This is a genomic window from Pseudomonas sp. NPDC089395, from assembly GCF_044749525.1.
In the GTDB taxonomy this organism is placed as follows: domain Bacteria; phylum Pseudomonadota; class Gammaproteobacteria; order Pseudomonadales; family Pseudomonadaceae; genus Aquipseudomonas.
The window spans coordinates 219956-238424 of record NZ_JBIVID010000003.1 but is presented as its reverse complement, the minus strand read 5'-3'; the positions used below and the strand labels follow the sequence as shown (position 1 = coordinate 238424).

The window sequence follows — 18469 nt, the reverse complement described above, 5'->3', positions numbered from 1 at the left end:
CGCCATTCGGCATCACGCGTCAATGGGTCTAGGCTCAAACACATGTGATACCGGGCCCCTCTGACGGCGACCGCGCCGCCATGTCGGATCACTGTTGCCATGCAACGTCGACATTCAAGGAGGGGCTCATGACGGCTCTACAGACATTCCTCACTACTCCATTCCTCGGCACCAGCACCTGGTTGTGGCTGGTGTTCATTACCATCGTCATCGGCTTGCTGGTGCTCGACCTGGGCGTGCTGCACCGCCAGGACCGTGAAATCGAAATGCGCGAGAGCCTGCTGCTGTACACAGGCTATTTCAGCGTGGGTGTGCTGTTCGGTGTGTGGGTCTGGCACGAGCTGGGCGCGCAGTCGGCGCTGGAGTTCTACACCGGGTTCCTGGTCGAGCAGTCGCTGTCGATGGACAACGTGTTTGTCATGGCGATGATCTTCGGCTTCTTCGCCATCCCCCGCCGCTACCAGCACCGGGTGCTGTTCTGGGGCATCCTCGGCGTAGTGTTCCTGCGCGCGATCATGATCGGCGTGGGCGCGACGCTGGTGCAGAACTTCGAATGGGTGCTCTATATCTTCGGTGCGTTCCTGCTGTTTACCGGGGTGAAGATGGCCCTCTCCAAGGAGGACAGCCACCCGGACCTGGCCAACAACCCGGTGCTGAAGTTCGTCCGCCGGCACATCCGCGTGACCGACCAGATCCATGGCGCGCACTTCTTCGTCCGCCTCACTCCACCCGGCCAGAGCAAGGCCCTGCGCTACGCCACGCCACTGTTCCTGGCGCTGGTGCTGATCGAGCTGGCCGACCTGGTGTTCGCCGTCGACAGCGTGCCGGCGATCTTCGCCATCACCCAGGACCCGTTCATCGTCTACACCTCGAACATCTTCGCGATTCTGGGCTTGCGCTCGCTGTACTTCGCCTTGTCGGCCTTGATGCACCGGTTCGTGTACCTCAAGTACGCGCTGGCGCTGGTGCTGATCTTCATTGGCTGCAAGATCTTCTACCACGGCATGATCGGCAAGGTGCCGGCGCTGCTGTCGCTAGGGGTGACGTTCGGGTTGTTGCTGGGTGGGGTGTTGGTGTCGTTGATCAAGACGCGGGGAGAAAAACCGGAATGTGATGCCGAACGGGCAAAATCACAGTCGAACTTTCCTACAAAACCTAGGGGAATCGACTGATTGTGGCACTACTTCCCCCTTAGTCAGCATGCGCGCTCCCTGCACAAGGAGTGCCTCATGCAAAAACTGCCGATACCTGATTTCACCCAATTTCGCGTCAGTCGCAAACTCATCGCCGCCATTGGCATCCCGGTTCTCACCGTGGGTGCCTTGGCGGCGTTGTTCAACGGCGTGTACTTCTACAACGAAGCGGGTCAGATGACCCACGTGCGTACCCTTTTCGGCGAAGAGAAAGTGGTCGAAGACGTCGGCTACGCCACGAAATGGTTTGGCCGCAGCACGGCCTGGCGCCGAACCATCGGCGTGCAATCTTCCTTGCAAGCCGACAGCTCGGAAGATGCCCGCAGCGGTCACCCCTCGGTAACCCTCGACAACCTGCCCATCGTGTTCTTGGGCAACGTCGATGCCAAGGCCGAATTCAGCACCCAGTTCCGCCTGCCCTCGGGCGAGGCCTTCCTGAAAATCGCCCAGGAATACCGCACGCCAGACAACTTCCTGCAGCGCGCACTGTTGCCTGCGGTCAAGGAAACGCTGCAGGCCACGGCCTCGCTGATGAGCGCCGATGACTACTACGCCGGTAACCGCAGCCATTTCGGCGCCGAGTTCGAGAACCAGCTGCGCAATGGCCTGTACCTGACCAGCCGCAAGGAGATTCGCGTGCAACGCGACAACTACCCTGCGCAAACGGCCATTCTCCAGTCAGGCACGGAGCAAGGCAGCTTTGGTGATAATTCCGCGACCCGCTTCATCATCGAGAAGAAGCTCGACAAAGACGGCCAGGAGCTGCGCAAACAGCAGCAGTTTCGCCTGTTCGGCGTCGAAGTCGTGGACGCCAGGGTCACCCATATCGATCCCAATCCGCAGTATCAGCAGCGCATGGTAAGGGTGCAGCAGGCGTTGGCGGAGCTTGCCGTCGCGCGGCAGAACCGGCTCAAGGAAGAAGAGGAAAAGGAACTGGTGTCTGCCCGAGGTGCCAAGGATGTCGAGGCCAAGCGCCAGGAGAGCCTGCGCCAGCAGATCGAACGCACCACCGAAGCAGAAACCGAGAAGCAGCTGACACTGATCAACGCCGAACGGGAAAAGCGCCGCGCCGAAATCGACAAGCAGACTGCTGAACTGCTACGCGACAAGGCCCGGGTCAATGCCGAGGCCACCAAGGTCACCGCCGATGCGGAAGCGTATGCGCGGGAGGCAGCGATCAAGGCGGATGGTGCGCTGCAGACCAAGCTCGATGCACTGGTACAGATCAATCGGGCTTGGGCTGAAGCGGCGGCGAAGGCACCGGTGCCGAATGTGATGATGGGGGGCGGCTCGGAGGCAGGGGTTGGTCGTCAGGATGAGATGAGTAAGCTTATGAGCGTGTTGGCGACCAAGGCTGCCAGGGATTTGGCGGTTGATTTTAAGACGCCGTAACCTGAATTAGCCTTACTGTAGATTTGCCCGTTCCGTCGAAATCCTGGGTTTCGACGCAGCATAATGGGGGGCGGCCACTCAACAAAGGATTATGAGCTATTGCTCAGTCAGTTCATCCTGGAAAATTCAATGGCCAAAGTAGTGATTGCCATAAAGAAAAAACCTACCGCAGTTAACCAAAATGAAACTTCAAGTTTTCGCTTCAGTCTTGGCGGAAATGCTTTAAGCTCATCCACGTTCAGCTTTCCACGACGCAAGGCAAACCCAGGAAAAATAACAACACCGCCCACGGCGCACACCAAGTAAAAACGCCATTTAAAACTAGACGTTCCCCATGCAACCTTGAGGCTCTCCAGATATGGGTTAGTCGTAATCGCGGAGCAAACAGCATGATAGTCGCGACTCAAGGTAATGTGTACATTCATAGCAACACCCACCATGCTGATAGCAAAGGGCACCACAATAAGCAATAGCTTTACAATCGCTGGCCAAGCATCAATATTGATCACGCGTTACCTCATAGACATATTCACCTGCGAATTCTCCTCCTAGCTCGCCAATCTTACTACCAGCTAAGCCACTACCTCCTACTACTAAAATCCCACACAATGGTGCAGCTACTCCCGCAGTAGTAAGGGTAAAGCCAGCACATAACGTACCAGCTGCTACGACCCCCCACGCCGACCCCGCCATTCCAAGACCTAGCCCCGCACTAAACGACCCAGTTTCTACTAAACGAGCCTTCCTGCACGATTCTGCACTGCCTGTCCGACATACTTCTCGCACATTGAGGTACGAAGAAGTTGCCCCCAATCCAATTGCAGCATGCCCACCGTATTTCAGATACTTACTGAGCTTCGCTACTTTATCGAGATGAGTCGCATATCCCGGAATCTGCCCCGGCCCGCCCGCTTTTGACCAATGATGCACAAGGCTCTTAGTCGAGATGTTCAAGCTCTTCTTGAGACGCTCATAATTACCAAGATTCAGCTGCTTGTTGAGTAAAGCCGCCTTCAACTGTCCATCCAACTGCTGCAACAGCTGACGCCGCGACGCAAAGAACTCCCGGCTGTTCAAATGCCCATGCCGCAGAAACTCTCGCTGATGTAGTTGCTCGATCTGCTGCAACGTCATGCTGACCTGCTTCAGCCCTTGGTCCAGCATGTCCTTGCCCACGCCCATCGACTGGCTCGCATTACTGAGCAGCCCGGCAATTTCAGCCTGGTACTGCATCATGAAATCCGATTCCGCGAAATCTAGCGCCGCTAAAGCATGTCGCGCATCCTGAGCAGCCGCCATCAGCTTGGCTTCCTCACGGGTACACGCATCGGCACTGTCGGGGTCACCGATGACAAACATTTCTCCCGCCTTGAAGCCCTGCTCAAAAGTAGGGTTCAGCCATTTAAGGCGGGAGATGGGCAACGTGCTGTCATGCAAGGCCAGCTCCATCAGTACGCCCGAAAATGGCATGCTCCGCGGCACGATGAAGAAACCAGGCTCCAGGCTACCTGAGGATGCGGACATGAAGGCGGATGGCGTTGCCTCCATGTTTCTTGCAGCAGCACTTGATTGCGCCGTGCTTTCCTGCGCTTTTGCCGTTACTGCATTGCTACCGGTGGATAACGGCCCCAAGGGCGCTATAAGGCGATTCCTGCCCGCCGGGCAGTCGCACAACACCAACGCCCCATCTGTTGCGACCGGTATACTGCGAAACTTCATGCGGCTTTCGCCTTCCATGATTTTCCCGCTCTTGCCGCAAGCCGGACATGGAGTCGTAACATCCCCTTGGCGCAGAATCCCCCGTCGCATCTGATGGGCTTCGGGCAGGCTGGATAGGCAAGTAGCACCCGTAGTGGTCTTGTCGCCGTGGAGCCCTTGCCCGCGGCCAAAGACATTCATGCGATTGGTCATAAGTGACCTCGCAGTTCCATCATCACTGGGTTTACTTCATTGATTCGGGACATATGCAAACTCCTTATGCTCATTAGTGAACCTGGAAATTAGCACCTACCCGAGAGCTTGATGGGGTCAGAGAGGTAAAAGAGAAATATCCTACAAAGAACTACCTCGAAGCTCTTAAAATGTTTCATCACAAAAGGCTTGCTGATCTCATACTTGCCAATCGCCACCCGGGGCCCCTCGTCCGTTTCCTCCGCCCAACGCAGGGCACGCTGCATGGCATACATGTAAGCCAACTGGAGTCCCCGCTCATCCCTACCCCACTTCTGGCCCCCGGTCGATCACCTTCAAGGCCCTCGCGAGAAAGCTATGATGCAATGGACAGACCGCTCTGGATATAGGGTCCTCTAGAGATGTAAGCCATGACAAAACTCTCCTTTTCCCATGTGAAAACAGGGAATATTCTACAGCATGAAAGATTGACTACGCCCTGCCAAACTCTCTACTTTTTCACTCACCACTCAACAAAAGCACCCGTTCACTAGCCCAATCATAAACTTAACCGAACAAGATAAAATTTAATCAACAATAGAAAAGGAGCAGCATTAAGCTCCGCAAACAGAGATCAGACACGTGAATACCCTCAAGAACCAGTATCGATGGGTGATCTTAGCTGCAGCCACTTTCGCACAAGCGTGCGCTTGCTTCTTCGTTCAGGGCTTTGGATCTATCGCGTTGGATGTCAAATCCGAGATGAACCTCACCAACTGGCAGATAGGCACATTGATTTCGGCTGCCCAATTGATCCCACTTGCCGGACTCTTGATTGCTGGCGAATTGCTGGACAGATACAGTGAGCGATTTGTTGTAGGCATCGGAACACTGTTCGTTGGGGCCTCATTGTGCGGCGCGGCGCTGGCCAACTCCTACACCGAGTTGCTTATAGCGCTTATAATATTAGGCTTTGGATACAGCACTGCCCAACCGGGGGGAAGCAAGTCCGTATCCAATTGGTTCAAAGGGAGCCAACTAGGTTTTGCGATGGGCATTCGACAAGCCGGATTGCCACTGGGCGGCGCCATGGCAACACTACTACTTCCATTTATTGCCATCCAACACTCGGTACAAGCAGCCTTCCTGGCGGGCGGGATAGTAGCATTGTTCGGTGCTCTTCTGTTCATGCTGCTCTACAAAACGCCAGAAGCACAACAAAGCACCGCAAGAAAACAAATCAATCTGAAGCTGGCGGTTATATCACGACTGTCGATGGCATCGCACCCTTCCATGAGAAAGATCATGATGTCTGGCGCTAGCCTTACCGCCTCCCAGTACGCTATCTCAGTTTTCTTAGTTCTGTACCTTCACACTTCACTTGGACTTGAAAACGCCATTGCAGCAATGATGTTCTTCGCAGTATTAGGAGCAGGCATAGCTGGAAGAATTATCCTGGCGGCCTGGAGCGACCGTTGCAAGGCAGGAAGATACTACCCTGTGAAGACTTGTCTGGGCGCTGTAACAGCCATACTCATACTTCTCCCATTTTTGAAAACTCAAAACCTGATAATTCTAAGTGCATTCATGGCTTTGACTGGCTTCTTTGCCTATGGGTGGTACGGCCCTTGGGTAGCCTATATCGCAGAAACCGCTCCCGCTGATCGCAAGGGCTTCGCGCTGGGAATGGCCATGACAGCCAATCAGGTTTCCGTAGTATTGATACCGCCGATTATTGGTCTATCGCGAGATAGCCTCGGCACCTATGCCTATGGCTGGGGAGCGCTGGCGATTGTTTCTGCCATTGTGCTGTTTACTACCAGCACCTCCAAATACCGCGGAGCTGTTGCTCAGAAGGATTGTTAAACAGGTAACGCGGGACAAGCATTGCGCCCGTCCCGCAAAACCATCAGCAGCAACTACCGGCCGTTACGCATCATCTCCGCCGGCATATACTTGCCGATCTCATACTTGCCAATCGCCGCCCGATGCACTTCATCCGGCCCATCGGCCAACCGCAAGGTACGCTGCATCGCATACATATAAGCCAACGGGAAGTCCCCGCTCACCCCTGCCCCGCCATGCATCTGGATCGCCCGGTCAATCACCTTCAACGCCACATTCGGCGCCACCACCTTGATCTGAGCGATCTCACTACGCGCCACCTTGTTGCCGACCGTGTCCATCATGTACGCCGCTTTCAGGGTCAGCAGACGCGCCATGTCGATCTCCATCCGCGAGTCGGCGATCTTGTCGACGTTGCCACCCAGCCGCGCCAGCGGACGGCCGAAGGCGGTGCGCGCGACCGAACGCTTGCACATCAGCTCCAGCGCCCGTTCGGCCATGCCAACCGAACGCATGCAGTGGTGGATGCGGCCTGGCCCCAGGCGACCCTGTGCGATCTCGAAGCCGCGGCCTTCACCGAGGATCACGTTCTCGTAAGGCACTCGCACATTCTCGAACAGCACTTCGGCGTGGCCGTGAGGCGCGTCGTCGTAGCCGAACACCGGCAGCGGCCGGACGATCTTCACACCCGGTGCATCGGTCGGCACCAGCACCATCGAGTGCTGCTGGTGGCGCGGGCCATCCGGATTGGACAAGCCCATGAAGATCATCACCTTGCAGCGCGGGTCACAGGCGCCGGAGGTCCACCACTTGCGGCCATTGATCACCCACTCGTCACCGTCGCGCACGGCGGTGGCGGCCATGTTGGTGGCGTCCGACGAGGCCACGTCCGGTTCGGTCATGGCGAATGCCGAGCGGATCTCGCCACGCAGCAACGGCTCGAGCCACTGGCGCTTCTGCGCCTCGCTGCCATAGCGCACCAGCACCTCCATGTTGCCGGTGTCCGGCGCCGAGCAGTTGAACGGCTCCGGCCCCAGCAGCGAGCGGCCCATGATCTCGGCCAGTGGTGCATATTCCAGGTTGCTCAGGCCGGCGCCGTATTCCGAATCCGGCAGGAACAGGTTCCACAGGCCTTCGGCGCGGGCCTTGGCCTTGAGTTCTTCCATGATCGCGGTGGGCTGCCAGCGGTCACCCTCGGCGACCTGGCGCTCGAACACTGGTTCTGCGGGATAGACATAGGCATCCATGAACGCGGTCACGCGCTCGCGCAGTGCCTGGACCTTGGGCGAATAGGCGAAATCCATCGGGGCTACCTTCACGGTTCGAAGTACATGGACAGAGCCTAGAGCAGCGGCCCTCAATCCACCTAGTCTATTTTCTACGTGTATAAACATTCATAACCGATATATGATCGGCGAATAATTCCAACAAAGAGCGGCGCCATGAACCTCAGCAAGGTCGACCTCAACCTGTTCATCGTTTTCGACGCGATCTACACCGAAGCCAACCTGACCCGCGCCGGACAAATCGTCGGTATCACCCAGCCTGCGGTGTCCAACGCACTCTCGCGGCTGCGCGAAACCTTCAACGATCCGCTGTTCGTGCGCACCGCCCAGGGCATGGTGCCCACGCCCATGGCGCAGAACATCATCGGCCCGGTGCGCAATGCCCTGGCGCTGCTGCGCACCTCGGTGCAGGAAAGCCGCATCTTCAACCCGCAGCAGGCCAACAAGACCTTCCGCATCAGCATGACCGACCTCACCGAGGCGGTGATCCTGCCGCCGCTGTTCCAGCGCCTGCGCCGCCTGGCCCCCTCGGTGCTGATCGAAAGCTTCCCGTGCAAGCGCCGCGAAACCACCAAGGAGCTGGCCGCCGGGCGCCTGGACTTCGCCGTCGATGCGCCGCTGAACACCGACCCACAGGTGCGCCACGTCAAGCTCATGCAGGACCGCTACGTCTGCGCCCTGCGCCCGGGCCACCCGCTGGCCGACGCCAAGCTCACCCTCGATGCCTACCTGGGCATGACCCACATCCATATCTCCAGCCGCCGCAACGGCCTGGGCTACGTCGACCTGGCCCTGGGCAAGATGGGCGTGCAACGCAAGGTTGCCTTGCGCTCGCAGCACTACCTGATGGCCTCCCAGGTGCTGCAACAGACCGACATGGCGATGACCGTGCCGGAACGCTTCGCCCGCCGCCATCAATTGCGTTACCAGCCACTGCCGGTGGACGTGCCGGCACTGGAAACGCACCTGTACTGGCATGAAAGCACCGACCAGGACCCGGCCAACCGCTGGATGCGCGAGCAGATCATCGAGTTGTGTGAGCGCGTGGTGGCTGAAGAAGAACGGGTATTAGCGCCAGCGTGAAATTATTTCTACATCGAACATGAAAGGGAGAAAATTTTTCCCCTATCTCCCTGTTCTGCCGAACAAAAGACAAATTCTTTTTGCCCCTGGCGGGTACGCTTGCTGCAACGATCGCCGATTCCAAGGCGACAGCCACGGACCCGCCCCCATGCCAAGCGCCCCGCTCTACTTTGACTACGCTGCCACCACCCCGGTCGACGACCGGGTCATCGAGTCCATGCTCACCTGTCTTGGGCAACAAGTGAATTTCGGCAACCCCGCCTCCAGTGGCCACGCCTATGGCCAGGCGGCGCGTGAAACGGTCGAATTTGCCCGCCAACAAGTGGCCGAGCGCGTCGGCGCCAGTGCCGATGAACTGGTGTGGACCTCGGGCGCCACCGAATCCAACAACCTCGCACTCAAGGGCATCGCCCAGGGCATCGGCCAGCCGGGCCACCTGATCACCAGCCAGCTGGAACACAAGGCGGTGCTCGATACCGTCAGCGAACTGGAACGGCATGGGTGGACAGTCACCCGCCTGGCACCGGACGCCGCGGGCCTGATCCAGCCCTATGCGGTACAGGCGGCATTGCGTGCCGACACCCGCCTGGTGTCGTTGATGGCGGTGAACAACGAACTGGGTACCGTCACCGACTTTGCAACCATCGGCGAACGGGTACGTGCCCATGGCGCCTTGTTGCATGTGGATGCCGCCCAGGCCGTGGGCAAACTGGCCATCGACCTGCGCAACACGGCGGTCGACCTGATGTCGTTCTCGGCGCACAAGGTGTATGGCCCCAAGGGCATCGGTGCGTTGTACGTCGGCCCCCGCGCCCGTGAGCTGATGCGTGCGCAGATGCACGGGGGTGGCCATGAGCGTGGATTGCGCTCGGGCACCTTGCCGACCCATCAGATCGTCGGCATGGGCAGCGCCTTCGCCCTAGCCGGTCAGCCAGGTGACAGCGAGCACCAGCGGTTGGAGCAGTTGGCCAAACGGCTGCGCGACGGGCTGCTGGCCCTGCCTGGGGTCAGCCTCAATGGCTGCCCGGAGCAGCGTATTCCCCATACCCTCAACCTGTGCATCGAAGCGCCGGGGTTCAACAGTGCGGCGTTGGCCAGTGAGCTGGCGTTGTCGACCACCTCGGCGTGCAATTCGGCGAGCAATGCGGCCTCGCACGTGCTGTTGGCGCTGGGACTGGATGAGCAGCGGGCGCGCAAGAGCGTGCGCATCAGCATCGGGCGGTTTACCAGCGAGGCTCAGGTGGACAAGGCGATCGAGGTGTTTGCGCGGGTGGTTGCGGCGGGGGCTGTTGCACTGTGGTGAAACGCGGCCCAGGGGATGCGTTGGCATGACCGGCCCTATCGCCGGCAAGCCGGCTCCCACAGGTGCTGCACTGCCCTTGAGAGCTGTGCAGTACCTGTGGGAGCCGGCTTGCCGGCGATAGGGCCAGCAGCCCCAACAACTGACTTACAGGAAGGTAAACACCTTCGCAGCCGGCAACCGCGACTTGTTCAGCCCGGCATTGAAATCCGCCTCGCTGCGGTAACCCAGGCTCAACACCACCACGCTGGTGTAGCCCTGCTCACGCAGCCCCAGCTCGGCATCCATGATCTTGCTGTCGAAGCCTTCGATCGGCGTAGCGTCCAGGCCATGGGCGGCAGCGCCGAGCAGCGCGGTGCCCAGGGCGAGGTAGGTCTGCTTCTCCATCCAGTGCTGCAGGTCTTTCTGGTCGAAGCGATGCAGGTTCACGTAGTGGCGACGGCTCTGGTTCTGCCCGGCGCGGGCCTGCTCGTCACGAAAACGACCGTCGGCCGCTTCCTGGTCGAGCACCGTGTCCAAGTGCGCCTCGGTCATTTCAGTGCGGGTGCAGAACACGATGACATGGGACGCATCGAGAATCTTCGGCGTGTTGTAGGCATAACCGTCGACCGTGCTCTTGGCCAGGCGCGCCTTGCCCTCGGCGCTGTCGGCAACGATGAAATGCCAAGGCTGCGAGTTGACCGAGGACGGGCTGTGGCGCAACTGCTCAAGCAAGGCATCGATGGTGGCCTGAGGGATCTTGCGGGCGGCATCGTAGGCCTTGGTGGTGTAGCGGCGTTTGGCCAGGGAGACGGTGTCCATGCGGGTTACTCCAATAAAGGGAAGAGGATTTGTGCCGCATAGTATCTTTCCTGCAAATAAGAAAAACCGGCAGAATGCAGGAACACTTTCACCCCTGGAGTGAAAATGCTCCGTATTACCGACCTCGAACTGTTCGTGCGCAGCAGCGCGCTGGGCAGCTTCACGGCTGCGGCCCACGAGGCTGACCTGTTGCCCGGGCAAGTCGCCGCCGCGATCAAACGCCTTGAACGCGACCTCGACGTGCGCCTGTTCGCCCGCACTACCCGCAGCCTGCGCCTCACTGCCGAAGGTGAGCTGTACCTGCCCACCGCACTCAACGTGCTGGAGAGCCTGCGCCAAGGGCGCGACAACCTGCACGGTGCGCACAGCACCCTGCGCGGCGTGCTGCAGGTGTCGGCCCCTTCAGACCTCGGGCGCAATATCCTCCTGCCGTGGTTGAGTGATTTTCGCCGCGAGCACCCCGACCTGAGCCTGCGCTTCTTCCTCTCCGACCAGGTTGCCGACCTGTTCCGCGACCCGGTGGACGTGGCCATCCGTTATGGCCTCAACGAAGAGGCCAACTACATCGCCCTGCCCTTGGCACCGTGGAACCGCCGCGTGCTGGTGGCCTCGCCGGATTACCTGGCGCGTCATGGCCGCCCGCAACAGCTGGACGACCTGCAGCAGCATGCCTGCCTGCTGTACCTGCAGCTGGGGCGGATCTATGACAAATGGCGGCTGGGCAACCGCACGGTGCAGGTCAGTGGCCCGCTGTTCAGCGACGACGCCGATGTGGTGCGGCGCTGGGCCCTGCTGGGCGAAGGCATCGCCTACAAGTCGTGGCTGGATGTCAGCGCCAATGTGGCCGCTGGCGAACTGGAGGTACTGCTTGCCGAGCACCCCGGCGAGCTCACGCCGGTGACCTTGGTTTGCCCGCATCGCAAGCAACTGTCGCCCGCCGTCTCGCAACTGCACCTGTGGCTGCGCGAGCGCTTCACCGCCCTGCAGCCTGCACAAATGTTCTAAACCGTCCGCGCCGTCTACGGTAATGTGAACTGCCCTGTACAACCGCAGCCCCGCCGTCATGAGCAACTGGATCGACCTCAAGCAAGACGCCATCACCGGCATCGAGTCGGTTCGCGCGCATTTCGTCGGCCATGCCTACGACCCGCACTGGCATGACAGTTTCCTGGTCGGCTTCACCGAACAGGGCGTCCAGCAGTTCGATTGCCGCCGGGTGCGCCACCGCAGCACGCCGGGGCACGTGTTCCTGCTCGAACCCGGCGATATCCACGACGGCCACGCCCCCACCGAAGAAGGCTTCACCTACTCGACCCTGTACCTGCAGCCGCTGTGGCTTGAGGCCGAGCTGCGCGCGCTGTTCGAGCAGACGCCGAGCGACAGCCTGCCGAGCATCGCCGACCCGTTGTGCCATGACCTGCGCCTGGCCGGCGCTACCGCCCGCGCCTTCCAGGCCGTGCATGGCGAGGAACTGCGCATCGTTCGGCAAACGGCCACCGATGACCTCATCAGTTGCCTGACCCGCCACCTGCACTGGCGCAAGCGCCTCAACCCCGACCCGCGTCTGCCGCTGACCGCGCAGCGGGCCCGGGACTACCTGCATGCCCACCTGGACCAGGACATCAGCCTCGACGACCTCGCGCTGGCCTGCGGCGTCGACCGCTTTCGTCTGACCCGGGCGTTCAAGGCGGCGTTCGGCCTGGCACCGCACGCCTACCTGATCCAGCTGCGCCTGGCCCGTGCCCGGCACCTGCTCGCCCAAGGCCAGACGCCCAGCGAAGTGGCCATGGCCCTGGGCTTTGCCGATCAGAGCCACCTGGGGCGCTGGTTCCGTCGCGCTTACCAGCTGACCCCGGCGGATTACCGTCGCCGCTGCTCAAACCTTCCAGACTGACCCGCGGCAATGGCCGAGCATGGGGCTCTGATTACCCGGAGCCTTTCACCATGTCGCATTCGTTGTTGCCCTTCATCCTCTTCGCCCTGGTTGCCAGCATCAGCCCCGGGCCGACCAACCTGCTGATACTCGCCCACGGTGCGCGCCGGGGGCTGCGCGCCAGCGTGGCGCCGATCCTGGCCGGCTGTGGCGCGGCGGCGGCGGTCGTGCTGCTGGTTGGGCTGGGGCTCGGCGAACTGCTGCTGCGCCATCCGCTGGCCCAGCAACTGATGAGCTGGGCCGGGGTGCTGTGGTTGAGCTGGCTGGCGTGGCGCATTCTGCGCAGCGCGGGGCAGCCGCTGGACGTCAGCGCAGACAAGCCCTTCAGTGCTTTTAGCGCCGCTTCCCTGCAAGTGGTGAACCCGAAGGTATGGATGATGGCCGTGGCGGTGATTGGCGTGTTCGCCGCGCCCATGCTGCCGGTCTGGCAGTTGGCGCTGGTGTTTCTGCTGATTGCGCTGCCGTGCATGACGGCCTGGGCACTGCTGGGGGTGGGCAGTGCGTGCTGGTTGCAGGCACCGGAGCGGTTGTTGTGGTTCAACCGGGGGTTGGCGGGGATGTTGCTGGTGTCGGCCTGGGCTGCGTTGCTGGGCTGATGGTGTTGGTGGCTGTACCGGCCCTATCGCCGGCAAGCCGGCTCCTACAGGGACCGCACAGCATTCAAGAACTGTGGTGGACCTGTGGGAGCCGGCTTGCCGGCGATAGGGCCGTCAAGGTCAATCAGTTGCCAAGCGCCACACGAAAGCGCCGGGTACTGGCCACTGCCAGCAGCAACCCGACTACCGCCACACTGCCCCCGACCAGGCCAATATGGGCCACATCCATCTGGCTGCTGACGATACTCCCCAGCAACGCCCCGCCACCAATGCCAATGTTGTAGATCCCGGAGAACAACGCCATGGCCACATCCGTGGCATCGGACGCAAGCTTCAGGGTCTTGGACTGCAACGACAGGCTGAAGCTCAGGATCGCGATCCCCCAGAACATGCTCAGCACAGCGAACGCATAGAAGTTGCCCGACAGCGGCAACATCAGCAGCAGGCAAGCCGCCAGCAGCCCGATCGAACCCACCAGAAAGCCATGCGGGAAGCGCTCGCTGTAGCGGCTGAACAACAGCGAGCCGAACACCCCGGCGCCCCCGAACAGCAACAGCACCAGCGTGGTGCGCTCGCCACCGACCTGCGCCACGTGCAAAGCGAACGGCTCGATGTAGCTGTAGGCGGTGAATTGCGCAGTGATCACCAAGGTCACCAGCAGGTAGGTAATCACCAGGGCCGGGCGCTTGAACAGGATCGGCAGGCTGCGCAGCGAACCGGAATTCTGGCTCGGCAGCAGCGGCAGCGACTTCATCAGGCAGAGCATGGTGGCCAACGCTACTCCGGCAATGCTGAGGAACGTCACCCGCCATCCCAGCGCCTCGCCCACCACCCGGCCCAGCGGAATCCCCAGCACCATCGCCAGGGTCGTGCCCGTCGCCAGCAGGCCCAGTGCCTTGGCCTGCTGGCCCGGCGGTGCCACGCGCACCGCCAGCGAAGCGGTAATAGCCCAGAACACCGCATGCGCCAGGGCGATCCCGATACGGCTCACCAGCAACATGGCGAAACTCTGCGCCAGCCACGACAACAGGTGGCTGAGGATGAACACCAGGAACACGAACAACAGCAAGCGCCGCCGCTCGACGTTACGCGTGAGCAGCATCATCGGCAACGAGGCCAGCGCCACCACCCAGGCATAGATGGTCAGCATCAGGCCGACCTGCGCGGTGCTCATCTCGAAACTGCCGCCGATGTCGCTGAGCAGTGCCACCGGCACGAACTCGGTGGTATTGAAGATGAAGGCGGCCAGGGCCAGCGCGATCACGCTCAGCCAGCTGCCACCACCTTCGGTCGCTGGCAAATCCTTGGGTAGGGGTCCGTTCATGTGTGGAATTCATTTCTCCGCAGGCAAGGCGAAAGGACGCGCATCAGAGGGGCCAAGTATCGGCCGCGCTGAAGCACGGTTTAGTTATTGGAAGGAATGCGGGCATGGTACGCGCCAATACCGAGCCTCACAACCACGGGCAGATTGCGGGTACCATGCGCGCTCTGTGTGAACAGCAAGCGGAACAAGGAGTGCGATCCGCCCATGGACAAGCAACACCCCCAGCAACAGTGGCAGCAGGCAGTCACCGCCTATGCCCAGGCCATCAACCACTACGTTGCGCAAGGCCGCGCACAAGGTTGGGACGATCTCGAAGAACCCCGAGCACCTGCCACCGAGCACCTGCTCGATGCCTGGCAGGCGGCGCTTCTGGCCAGCAACCGGGCAGGCGTCGACGAACAACAACGCCAGGCCTTCCGCACGGCCTGGCCGCCCGCCCACCTGCCGCTGGTGCCGCTGCTCGATGCGCACGGGCAAGGCATCTGCGCGGTCCTGCTGCTGGATGACGGCAGCCTACTGGCACGCATTGGCATGCCCTACGAAAAGGGCCAAGTGGTGCGCATCGGCGATCAGCAGGTCACCCCGGTGATCGGCATCGACCATTTCGGCCGCTGCCCGCAACGCCGCTATTTCGCCCTGGCCAACGCCGAAGGGGTCAGGGTCACCGATGGCTGGGGCGGCCCGCTGGTCGCTCGCCTGCCCTGGCCCAGCGGGCTGGAGGGCCTGCCGGCCGGTTACCCGTTCGACCCCTTTGACCTGCCGCCGACACCGACCACGCTGGTGCCCTTCGCTGATGGCCAACGGGTACTGCTGGTCAGCGCCGAGGGCGTTTTCGTGCTGGCCGCCGAGGGTGCCACCCGGCTGTTGCCGCGCGAGGCGCAGATCCTGGAGGAACTGGCCGAAGGCACCGACCCGGACGATATCGCCCTGGGCCTGTCCATGGAGCATGGCGCGGTATCGCCAGACGGCCGGCTGATCGTGCTCGGTGAGCAGGGCAGCCGCCATCTGGTACTGGACGAGCAGTTGCAACTGGTCGCCCAGATTGGCCCAGGCAGCGAGTACCCGCACTTCGCCTTGTTCAATCGCGCGGGCGACCAGTTGATCGTCAATGCCTGCCACTTCTACAACGGTGGCACGCTTGGCGTGCGCGTGGCGGACTTGCCTGGGCTGGACACCGAGTACTACAGCGACGACCCGCGCACACCGCTGCTGCAGGAAGGCGCGCGGGTGTACGCCGGGGTGGCGGGCAAAGGCGAATACATCATCGGCGATGCCTATGGCTACCTGCGGGCCTTTGGCGAGGATGGCGTGGAGCATTGGCAGCATTACCTGGGGTCGACCATCAGCGACATGGACATCAGCGCGGATGGGCGCACGCTGGTTGCGGCGAGCCATGCCGGGTTCATCTCGGTGATAGCCCTGGGCAGCGGGCGGCCTGAGTGGCAGATCGGGACCGGGGAGCATGGCGAGGTGCGGCGGTGGTTGTTCTGGAAAGGGTGGGACAAGGCGCTGTGCTGGTAGGGAGTCTGCACCGGCCTCTTCGCGGGCTTGTCCCGCGAAGAGGCCGGTGCAGAAAAACAGATCAGCCCTGCAAGGTCGCCATGTCGATCACGAACCGGTACTTCACATCCCCCGCAATCATGCGCGCGAAGGCCTGGTTGATATTGCGGATATCCAGCAACTCGATATCACAACGGATATCGTGCGCGGCACAGAAATCCAGCACCTCCTGGGTCTCGGCGATACCGCCGATCAACGAGCCGGCCAGCACGCGGCGCTTGAGCACCAGGTTGGCCGCATGCAGCGCCGGGTCGACGGGCTCGATCAGGCCAACGAGGATATGCACGCCATCGAATTTGAGCGTTTCCAGGTAAGGATTAAGGTCGTGCTGCACCGGAATGGTGTCGAGCAGAAAGTCGAATCGGCCGGCGGCGGCACGCATCTGCTCGGCATCGGTAGACACGATCACATGGTCGGCGCCCTGACGACGAGCCTCGTCGGCCTTGGCCTGGGAGCGGGTGAACAGGGTCACTTCGGCACCCAGGGCCTTGGCCAGCTTGATGCCCATGTGGCCCAGGCCACCCATGCCGAGGATGCCAATCTTGTGACCAGGCCCGACACCATGGTGCTTGAGCGGCGAGTAGGTGGTGATACCCGCACAGAGAATCGGTGCCGCGCTGGGCAGGTCCATGCCGGCCGGGATGCGCACCACGAAGTGCTCGCTGACCACGATGCTGCTGGAGTAACCGCCCATGGTGTTGCTGCCGTCGACCCGATCAGGGGTGGCGTAGGTCATGGTTGGCCCTTCCAGGCAGTACTGCTCCAGGTCCTTGGCGCAGGCCTCGCAGTGGCGGCAGGCGTCGACCATGCAGCCAACGCCGACCAGGTCACCGACCTTATGCGCGGTAACTTGCGCACCCACCGCCGTGACCCGGCCGATGATCTCGTGACCGGGCATCAGCGGGTACACGGCGATGCCCCATTCGTTGCGGGCCTGATGGAGGTCGGAGTGGCATACACCGCAATACAGGATCTCGATGGCGACATCGTCCGGGCGCGGGCTGCGGCGCTCGAAGGTCATGGGCGCCAGGGGGCTGGTCGGGGTTTGGGCGGCGTAACCGATGGCGGTGTACATGCAGTACCTCTTGAATAAGTGAAACGATTCAGGCGGCGCATTCTGCGCGCCCGATGCTGCCGTGCCCACGGCAGATTCTCCGGCATGCATGCCTGATTCTCCGAACCTTGACCCAGGCACCTGGCGCCTGGCCTTCAATCTGCGATGATGCGACTGTCTGATTCTCTGCCCTGGTTCATCATGCAACTGACTCGCCACGTCGATGCCAACGCCACGTTGTGCACACTGATCCGCCGCCTGGCCACGCGCCCGGGCTTCGTGCCCACGCACCTGCCCCAGGTCCAGGTGCTGAGCTGGGACCACTATGTGGCCAGCAGCCCGCAGCTCTACGAACCCAGCCTGATGATCCTGGCCCAGGGCAGCAAACTGGCGCGCCTGGGCCCGCGCACCCTGGAATACGGCGCCGGCCACTACCTTGTGCAGGCGCTGTCGGTGCCGTTCATGTGCGAGACCTTCGCCACCGCCGATGCGCCGTTGTTGGGTGTGGCGGTGGATATCGACCGGAGTGTGTTGAGCGAACTGGTGCAGAGCATGGACCTGCCGCCCGACCCGGCCGTGCAGGCGCAAACGCCCCAGTCGATGACCTCGGCGGCGCTGGATGCGCCGATGCGCGACTGTGTCGAGCGGTTGCTGCGCTGCCTGCAGGACCCGCTGGATGCCAAGGTGCTGGGCCCGGCGCGGGTGCGCGAGGTGCTGTATACCGCGCTGCGCGGCCCGCAGGCCGGAGTGCTGCGGGCGCTGGTCGAACAGCAGGGGCACTTCGCCCGCATTGCCGCCGCCCTCGCCCACCTGCGCGAGCATTACAGCGAACCGCTGAGCGTCGAGGCGCTGGCCGCGCGCGCCAACATGAGCGTGTCGACGTTTCATGAGCACTTCAAACGCTGCACCGACCTGGCGCCGATGCAGTACCTCAAACGCCTGCGGCTGCTCAAGGCCCAGCAGATGTTGATTGGCGAAGGGCTGGGGGTGGCGCAGGCGGCGCATCGGGTGGGGTACCAGAGCACCTCGCAGTTCAGCCGCGAGTACAAGCGCCAGTTCGAACGCAGCCCGGGGGATGAGCTGGCGTATCAGGGTTTGCCTGTTTGATTGCAAGGGGGCTGCTTTGCAGCCCTTTCGCGACACAAGGCCGCTCCTACAGGATCACGCGATCTCCTGTAGGAGCGGCCTTGTGTCGCGAAAGGGCCGCAAAGC

At 61.5% G+C, this 18469-nt stretch carries 16 protein-coding genes and 1 pseudogene; 10 read left to right on the top strand and 7 right to left on the bottom strand.

Features of this window, described 5'->3' with window-relative positions; all coding sequences use genetic code 11:
• Positions 1 to 128 precede the first annotated feature (128 nt).
• A complete protein-coding gene (locus ACIPZG_RS09535; protein ID WP_400712701.1) occupies positions 129 to 1172 on the top strand; it encodes a TerC family protein in 1044 nt (347 codons plus the stop codon).
• Between the two features lie 57 nt (positions 1173 to 1229).
• Positions 1230 to 2585: an SPFH domain-containing protein gene (locus ACIPZG_RS09530; protein ID WP_400712698.1), complete on the top strand. Its 1356-nt coding sequence runs from the start codon at positions 1230 to 1232 to the stop codon at positions 2583 to 2585.
• Between the two features lie 107 nt (positions 2586 to 2692).
• Here the strand turns inward: ACIPZG_RS09530 and ACIPZG_RS09525 are convergent, their stop codons facing one another.
• The 3 genes and pseudogenes from ACIPZG_RS09525 to ACIPZG_RS09515 all read right to left on the bottom strand — a co-directional run.
• A complete protein-coding gene (locus ACIPZG_RS09525) occupies positions 2693 to 3094 on the bottom strand; it encodes a hypothetical protein (RefSeq protein WP_400712695.1) in 402 nt (133 codons plus the stop codon).
• Positions 3081 to 4496 (bottom strand): PAAR domain-containing protein, encoded by a 1416-nt coding sequence (locus ACIPZG_RS09520; RefSeq protein ID WP_400712692.1) that lies wholly within the window; start codon positions 4494 to 4496, stop codon positions 3081 to 3083. Before ACIPZG_RS09520 ends, ACIPZG_RS09525 begins: the two co-directional genes overlap by 14 nt.
• Before the next feature lie 89 nt (positions 4497 to 4585).
• Positions 4586 to 4780 (bottom strand): annotated as a pseudogene (locus ACIPZG_RS09515) (hypothetical protein); the annotation flags it as partial.
• Between the two features lie 337 nt (positions 4781 to 5117).
• Here ACIPZG_RS09515 and ACIPZG_RS09510 point away from each other — a divergent pair.
• Complete coding sequence (locus tag ACIPZG_RS09510) at positions 5118 to 6341, top strand: MFS transporter (protein WP_400712689.1); 1224 nt, start codon at positions 5118 to 5120, stop codon at positions 6339 to 6341.
• A 53-nt stretch (positions 6342 to 6394) separates the two neighbouring features.
• Here ACIPZG_RS09510 and ACIPZG_RS09505 read toward each other — a convergent pair whose 3' ends face one another.
• Positions 6395 to 7624, bottom strand: a complete 1230-nt coding sequence (locus tag ACIPZG_RS09505) for an acyl-CoA dehydrogenase (protein WP_400712686.1) — start codon at positions 7622 to 7624, stop codon at positions 6395 to 6397.
• Between the two features lie 138 nt (positions 7625 to 7762).
• On the opposite strand from ACIPZG_RS09505, the gene ACIPZG_RS09500 reads away from it, so the two are divergent.
• The gene (locus ACIPZG_RS09500) at positions 7763 to 8689 is read left to right on the top strand and encodes a LysR family transcriptional regulator (protein ID WP_400712683.1); all 927 of its coding nucleotides are present in this window, start codon (positions 7763 to 7765) and stop codon (positions 8687 to 8689) included.
• A 148-nt stretch (positions 8690 to 8837) separates the two neighbouring features.
• A complete protein-coding gene (locus ACIPZG_RS09495; RefSeq protein ID WP_400712680.1) occupies positions 8838 to 9992 on the top strand; it encodes a cysteine desulfurase family protein in 1155 nt (384 codons plus the stop codon).
• Between the two features lie 144 nt (positions 9993 to 10136).
• Here the strand turns inward: ACIPZG_RS09495 and ACIPZG_RS09490 are convergent, their stop codons facing one another.
• Positions 10137 to 10790, bottom strand: coding sequence for an oxygen-insensitive NAD(P)H-dependent nitroreductase NfsB (locus ACIPZG_RS09490; protein ID WP_008099294.1), 654 nt, complete (start codon positions 10788 to 10790; stop codon positions 10137 to 10139).
• A 105-nt stretch (positions 10791 to 10895) separates the two neighbouring features.
• Between ACIPZG_RS09490 and ACIPZG_RS09485 the strand changes: the two genes are divergently transcribed.
• From ACIPZG_RS09485 to ACIPZG_RS09475, 3 genes are read left to right on the top strand one after another with little or no spacing between them, the layout of a single operon-like run.
• Positions 10896 to 11795 (top strand): LysR family transcriptional regulator, encoded by a 900-nt coding sequence (locus ACIPZG_RS09485; protein ID WP_400641996.1) that lies wholly within the window; start codon positions 10896 to 10898, stop codon positions 11793 to 11795.
• Between the two features lie 58 nt (positions 11796 to 11853).
• Positions 11854 to 12684 carry an AraC family ligand binding domain-containing protein gene (locus ACIPZG_RS09480; protein ID WP_400712676.1) on the top strand — a complete coding sequence of 277 codons (831 nt, stop codon included), beginning with the start codon at positions 11854 to 11856 and terminating at the stop codon, positions 12682 to 12684.
• Between the two features lie 50 nt (positions 12685 to 12734).
• On the top strand, positions 12735 to 13319 hold the full coding sequence (locus ACIPZG_RS09475; RefSeq protein WP_400712673.1) for a LysE family translocator: 585 nt from the start codon (positions 12735 to 12737) through the stop codon (positions 13317 to 13319).
• A 124-nt stretch (positions 13320 to 13443) separates the two neighbouring features.
• Here ACIPZG_RS09475 and ACIPZG_RS09470 read toward each other — a convergent pair whose 3' ends face one another.
• Positions 13444 to 14643 carry a sugar transporter gene (locus ACIPZG_RS09470; RefSeq protein ID WP_400712670.1) on the bottom strand — a complete coding sequence of 400 codons (1200 nt, stop codon included), beginning with the start codon at positions 14641 to 14643 and terminating at the stop codon, positions 13444 to 13446.
• 204 nt (positions 14644 to 14847) lie between these two features.
• On the opposite strand from ACIPZG_RS09470, the gene ACIPZG_RS09465 reads away from it, so the two are divergent.
• Positions 14848 to 16164 (top strand): hypothetical protein, encoded by a 1317-nt coding sequence (locus tag ACIPZG_RS09465; RefSeq protein WP_400712667.1) that lies wholly within the window; start codon positions 14848 to 14850, stop codon positions 16162 to 16164.
• Between the two features lie 61 nt (positions 16165 to 16225).
• Here the strand turns inward: ACIPZG_RS09465 and calA are convergent, their stop codons facing one another.
• A complete protein-coding gene (gene calA, locus ACIPZG_RS09460; RefSeq protein WP_400712664.1) occupies positions 16226 to 17278 on the bottom strand; it encodes a vanillin reductase in 1053 nt (350 codons plus the stop codon).
• A gap of 180 nt (positions 17279 to 17458) precedes the next feature.
• Here calA and ACIPZG_RS09455 point away from each other — a divergent pair, with 180 nt between their 5' ends.
• Positions 17459 to 18364: an AraC family transcriptional regulator N-terminal domain-containing protein gene (locus ACIPZG_RS09455; protein ID WP_400712661.1), complete on the top strand. Its 906-nt coding sequence runs from the start codon at positions 17459 to 17461 to the stop codon at positions 18362 to 18364.
• Positions 18365 to 18469 lie beyond the last annotated feature (105 nt).

Excerpts from the sequence above, each read along its gene's own strand:
- ACIPZG_RS09535 (WP_400712701.1), top strand. The coding sequence starts at position 129 with ATGACGGCTCTACAGACATTCCTCACTACTCCATTCCTCGGCACCAGC.
- ACIPZG_RS09530 (WP_400712698.1), top strand. The coding sequence starts at position 1,230 with ATGCAAAAACTGCCGATACCTGATTTCACCCAATTTCGCGTCAGTCGC.
- ACIPZG_RS09520 (WP_400712692.1), bottom strand. The coding sequence starts at position 4,496 with ATGACCAATCGCATGAATGTCTTTGGCCGCGGGCAAGGGCTCCACGGC.
- ACIPZG_RS09505 (WP_400712686.1), bottom strand. The coding sequence starts at position 7,624 with ATGGATTTCGCCTATTCGCCCAAGGTCCAGGCACTGCGCGAGCGCGTG.
- ACIPZG_RS09500 (WP_400712683.1), top strand. The coding sequence starts at position 7,763 with ATGAACCTCAGCAAGGTCGACCTCAACCTGTTCATCGTTTTCGACGCG.
- ACIPZG_RS09495 (WP_400712680.1), top strand. The coding sequence starts at position 8,838 with ATGCCAAGCGCCCCGCTCTACTTTGACTACGCTGCCACCACCCCGGTC.
- ACIPZG_RS09490 (WP_008099294.1), bottom strand. The coding sequence starts at position 10,790 with ATGGACACCGTCTCCCTGGCCAAACGCCGCTACACCACCAAGGCCTAC.
- ACIPZG_RS09485 (WP_400641996.1), top strand. The coding sequence starts at position 10,896 with ATGCTCCGTATTACCGACCTCGAACTGTTCGTGCGCAGCAGCGCGCTG.
- ACIPZG_RS09480 (WP_400712676.1), top strand. The coding sequence starts at position 11,854 with ATGAGCAACTGGATCGACCTCAAGCAAGACGCCATCACCGGCATCGAG.
- ACIPZG_RS09475 (WP_400712673.1), top strand. The coding sequence starts at position 12,735 with ATGTCGCATTCGTTGTTGCCCTTCATCCTCTTCGCCCTGGTTGCCAGC.
- ACIPZG_RS09470 (WP_400712670.1), bottom strand. The coding sequence starts at position 14,643 with ATGAACGGACCCCTACCCAAGGATTTGCCAGCGACCGAAGGTGGTGGC.
- ACIPZG_RS09465 (WP_400712667.1), top strand. The coding sequence starts at position 14,848 with ATGGACAAGCAACACCCCCAGCAACAGTGGCAGCAGGCAGTCACCGCC.
- calA (WP_400712664.1), bottom strand. The coding sequence starts at position 17,278 with ATGTACACCGCCATCGGTTACGCCGCCCAAACCCCGACCAGCCCCCTG.
- ACIPZG_RS09455 (WP_400712661.1), top strand. The coding sequence starts at position 17,459 with ATGCAACTGACTCGCCACGTCGATGCCAACGCCACGTTGTGCACACTG.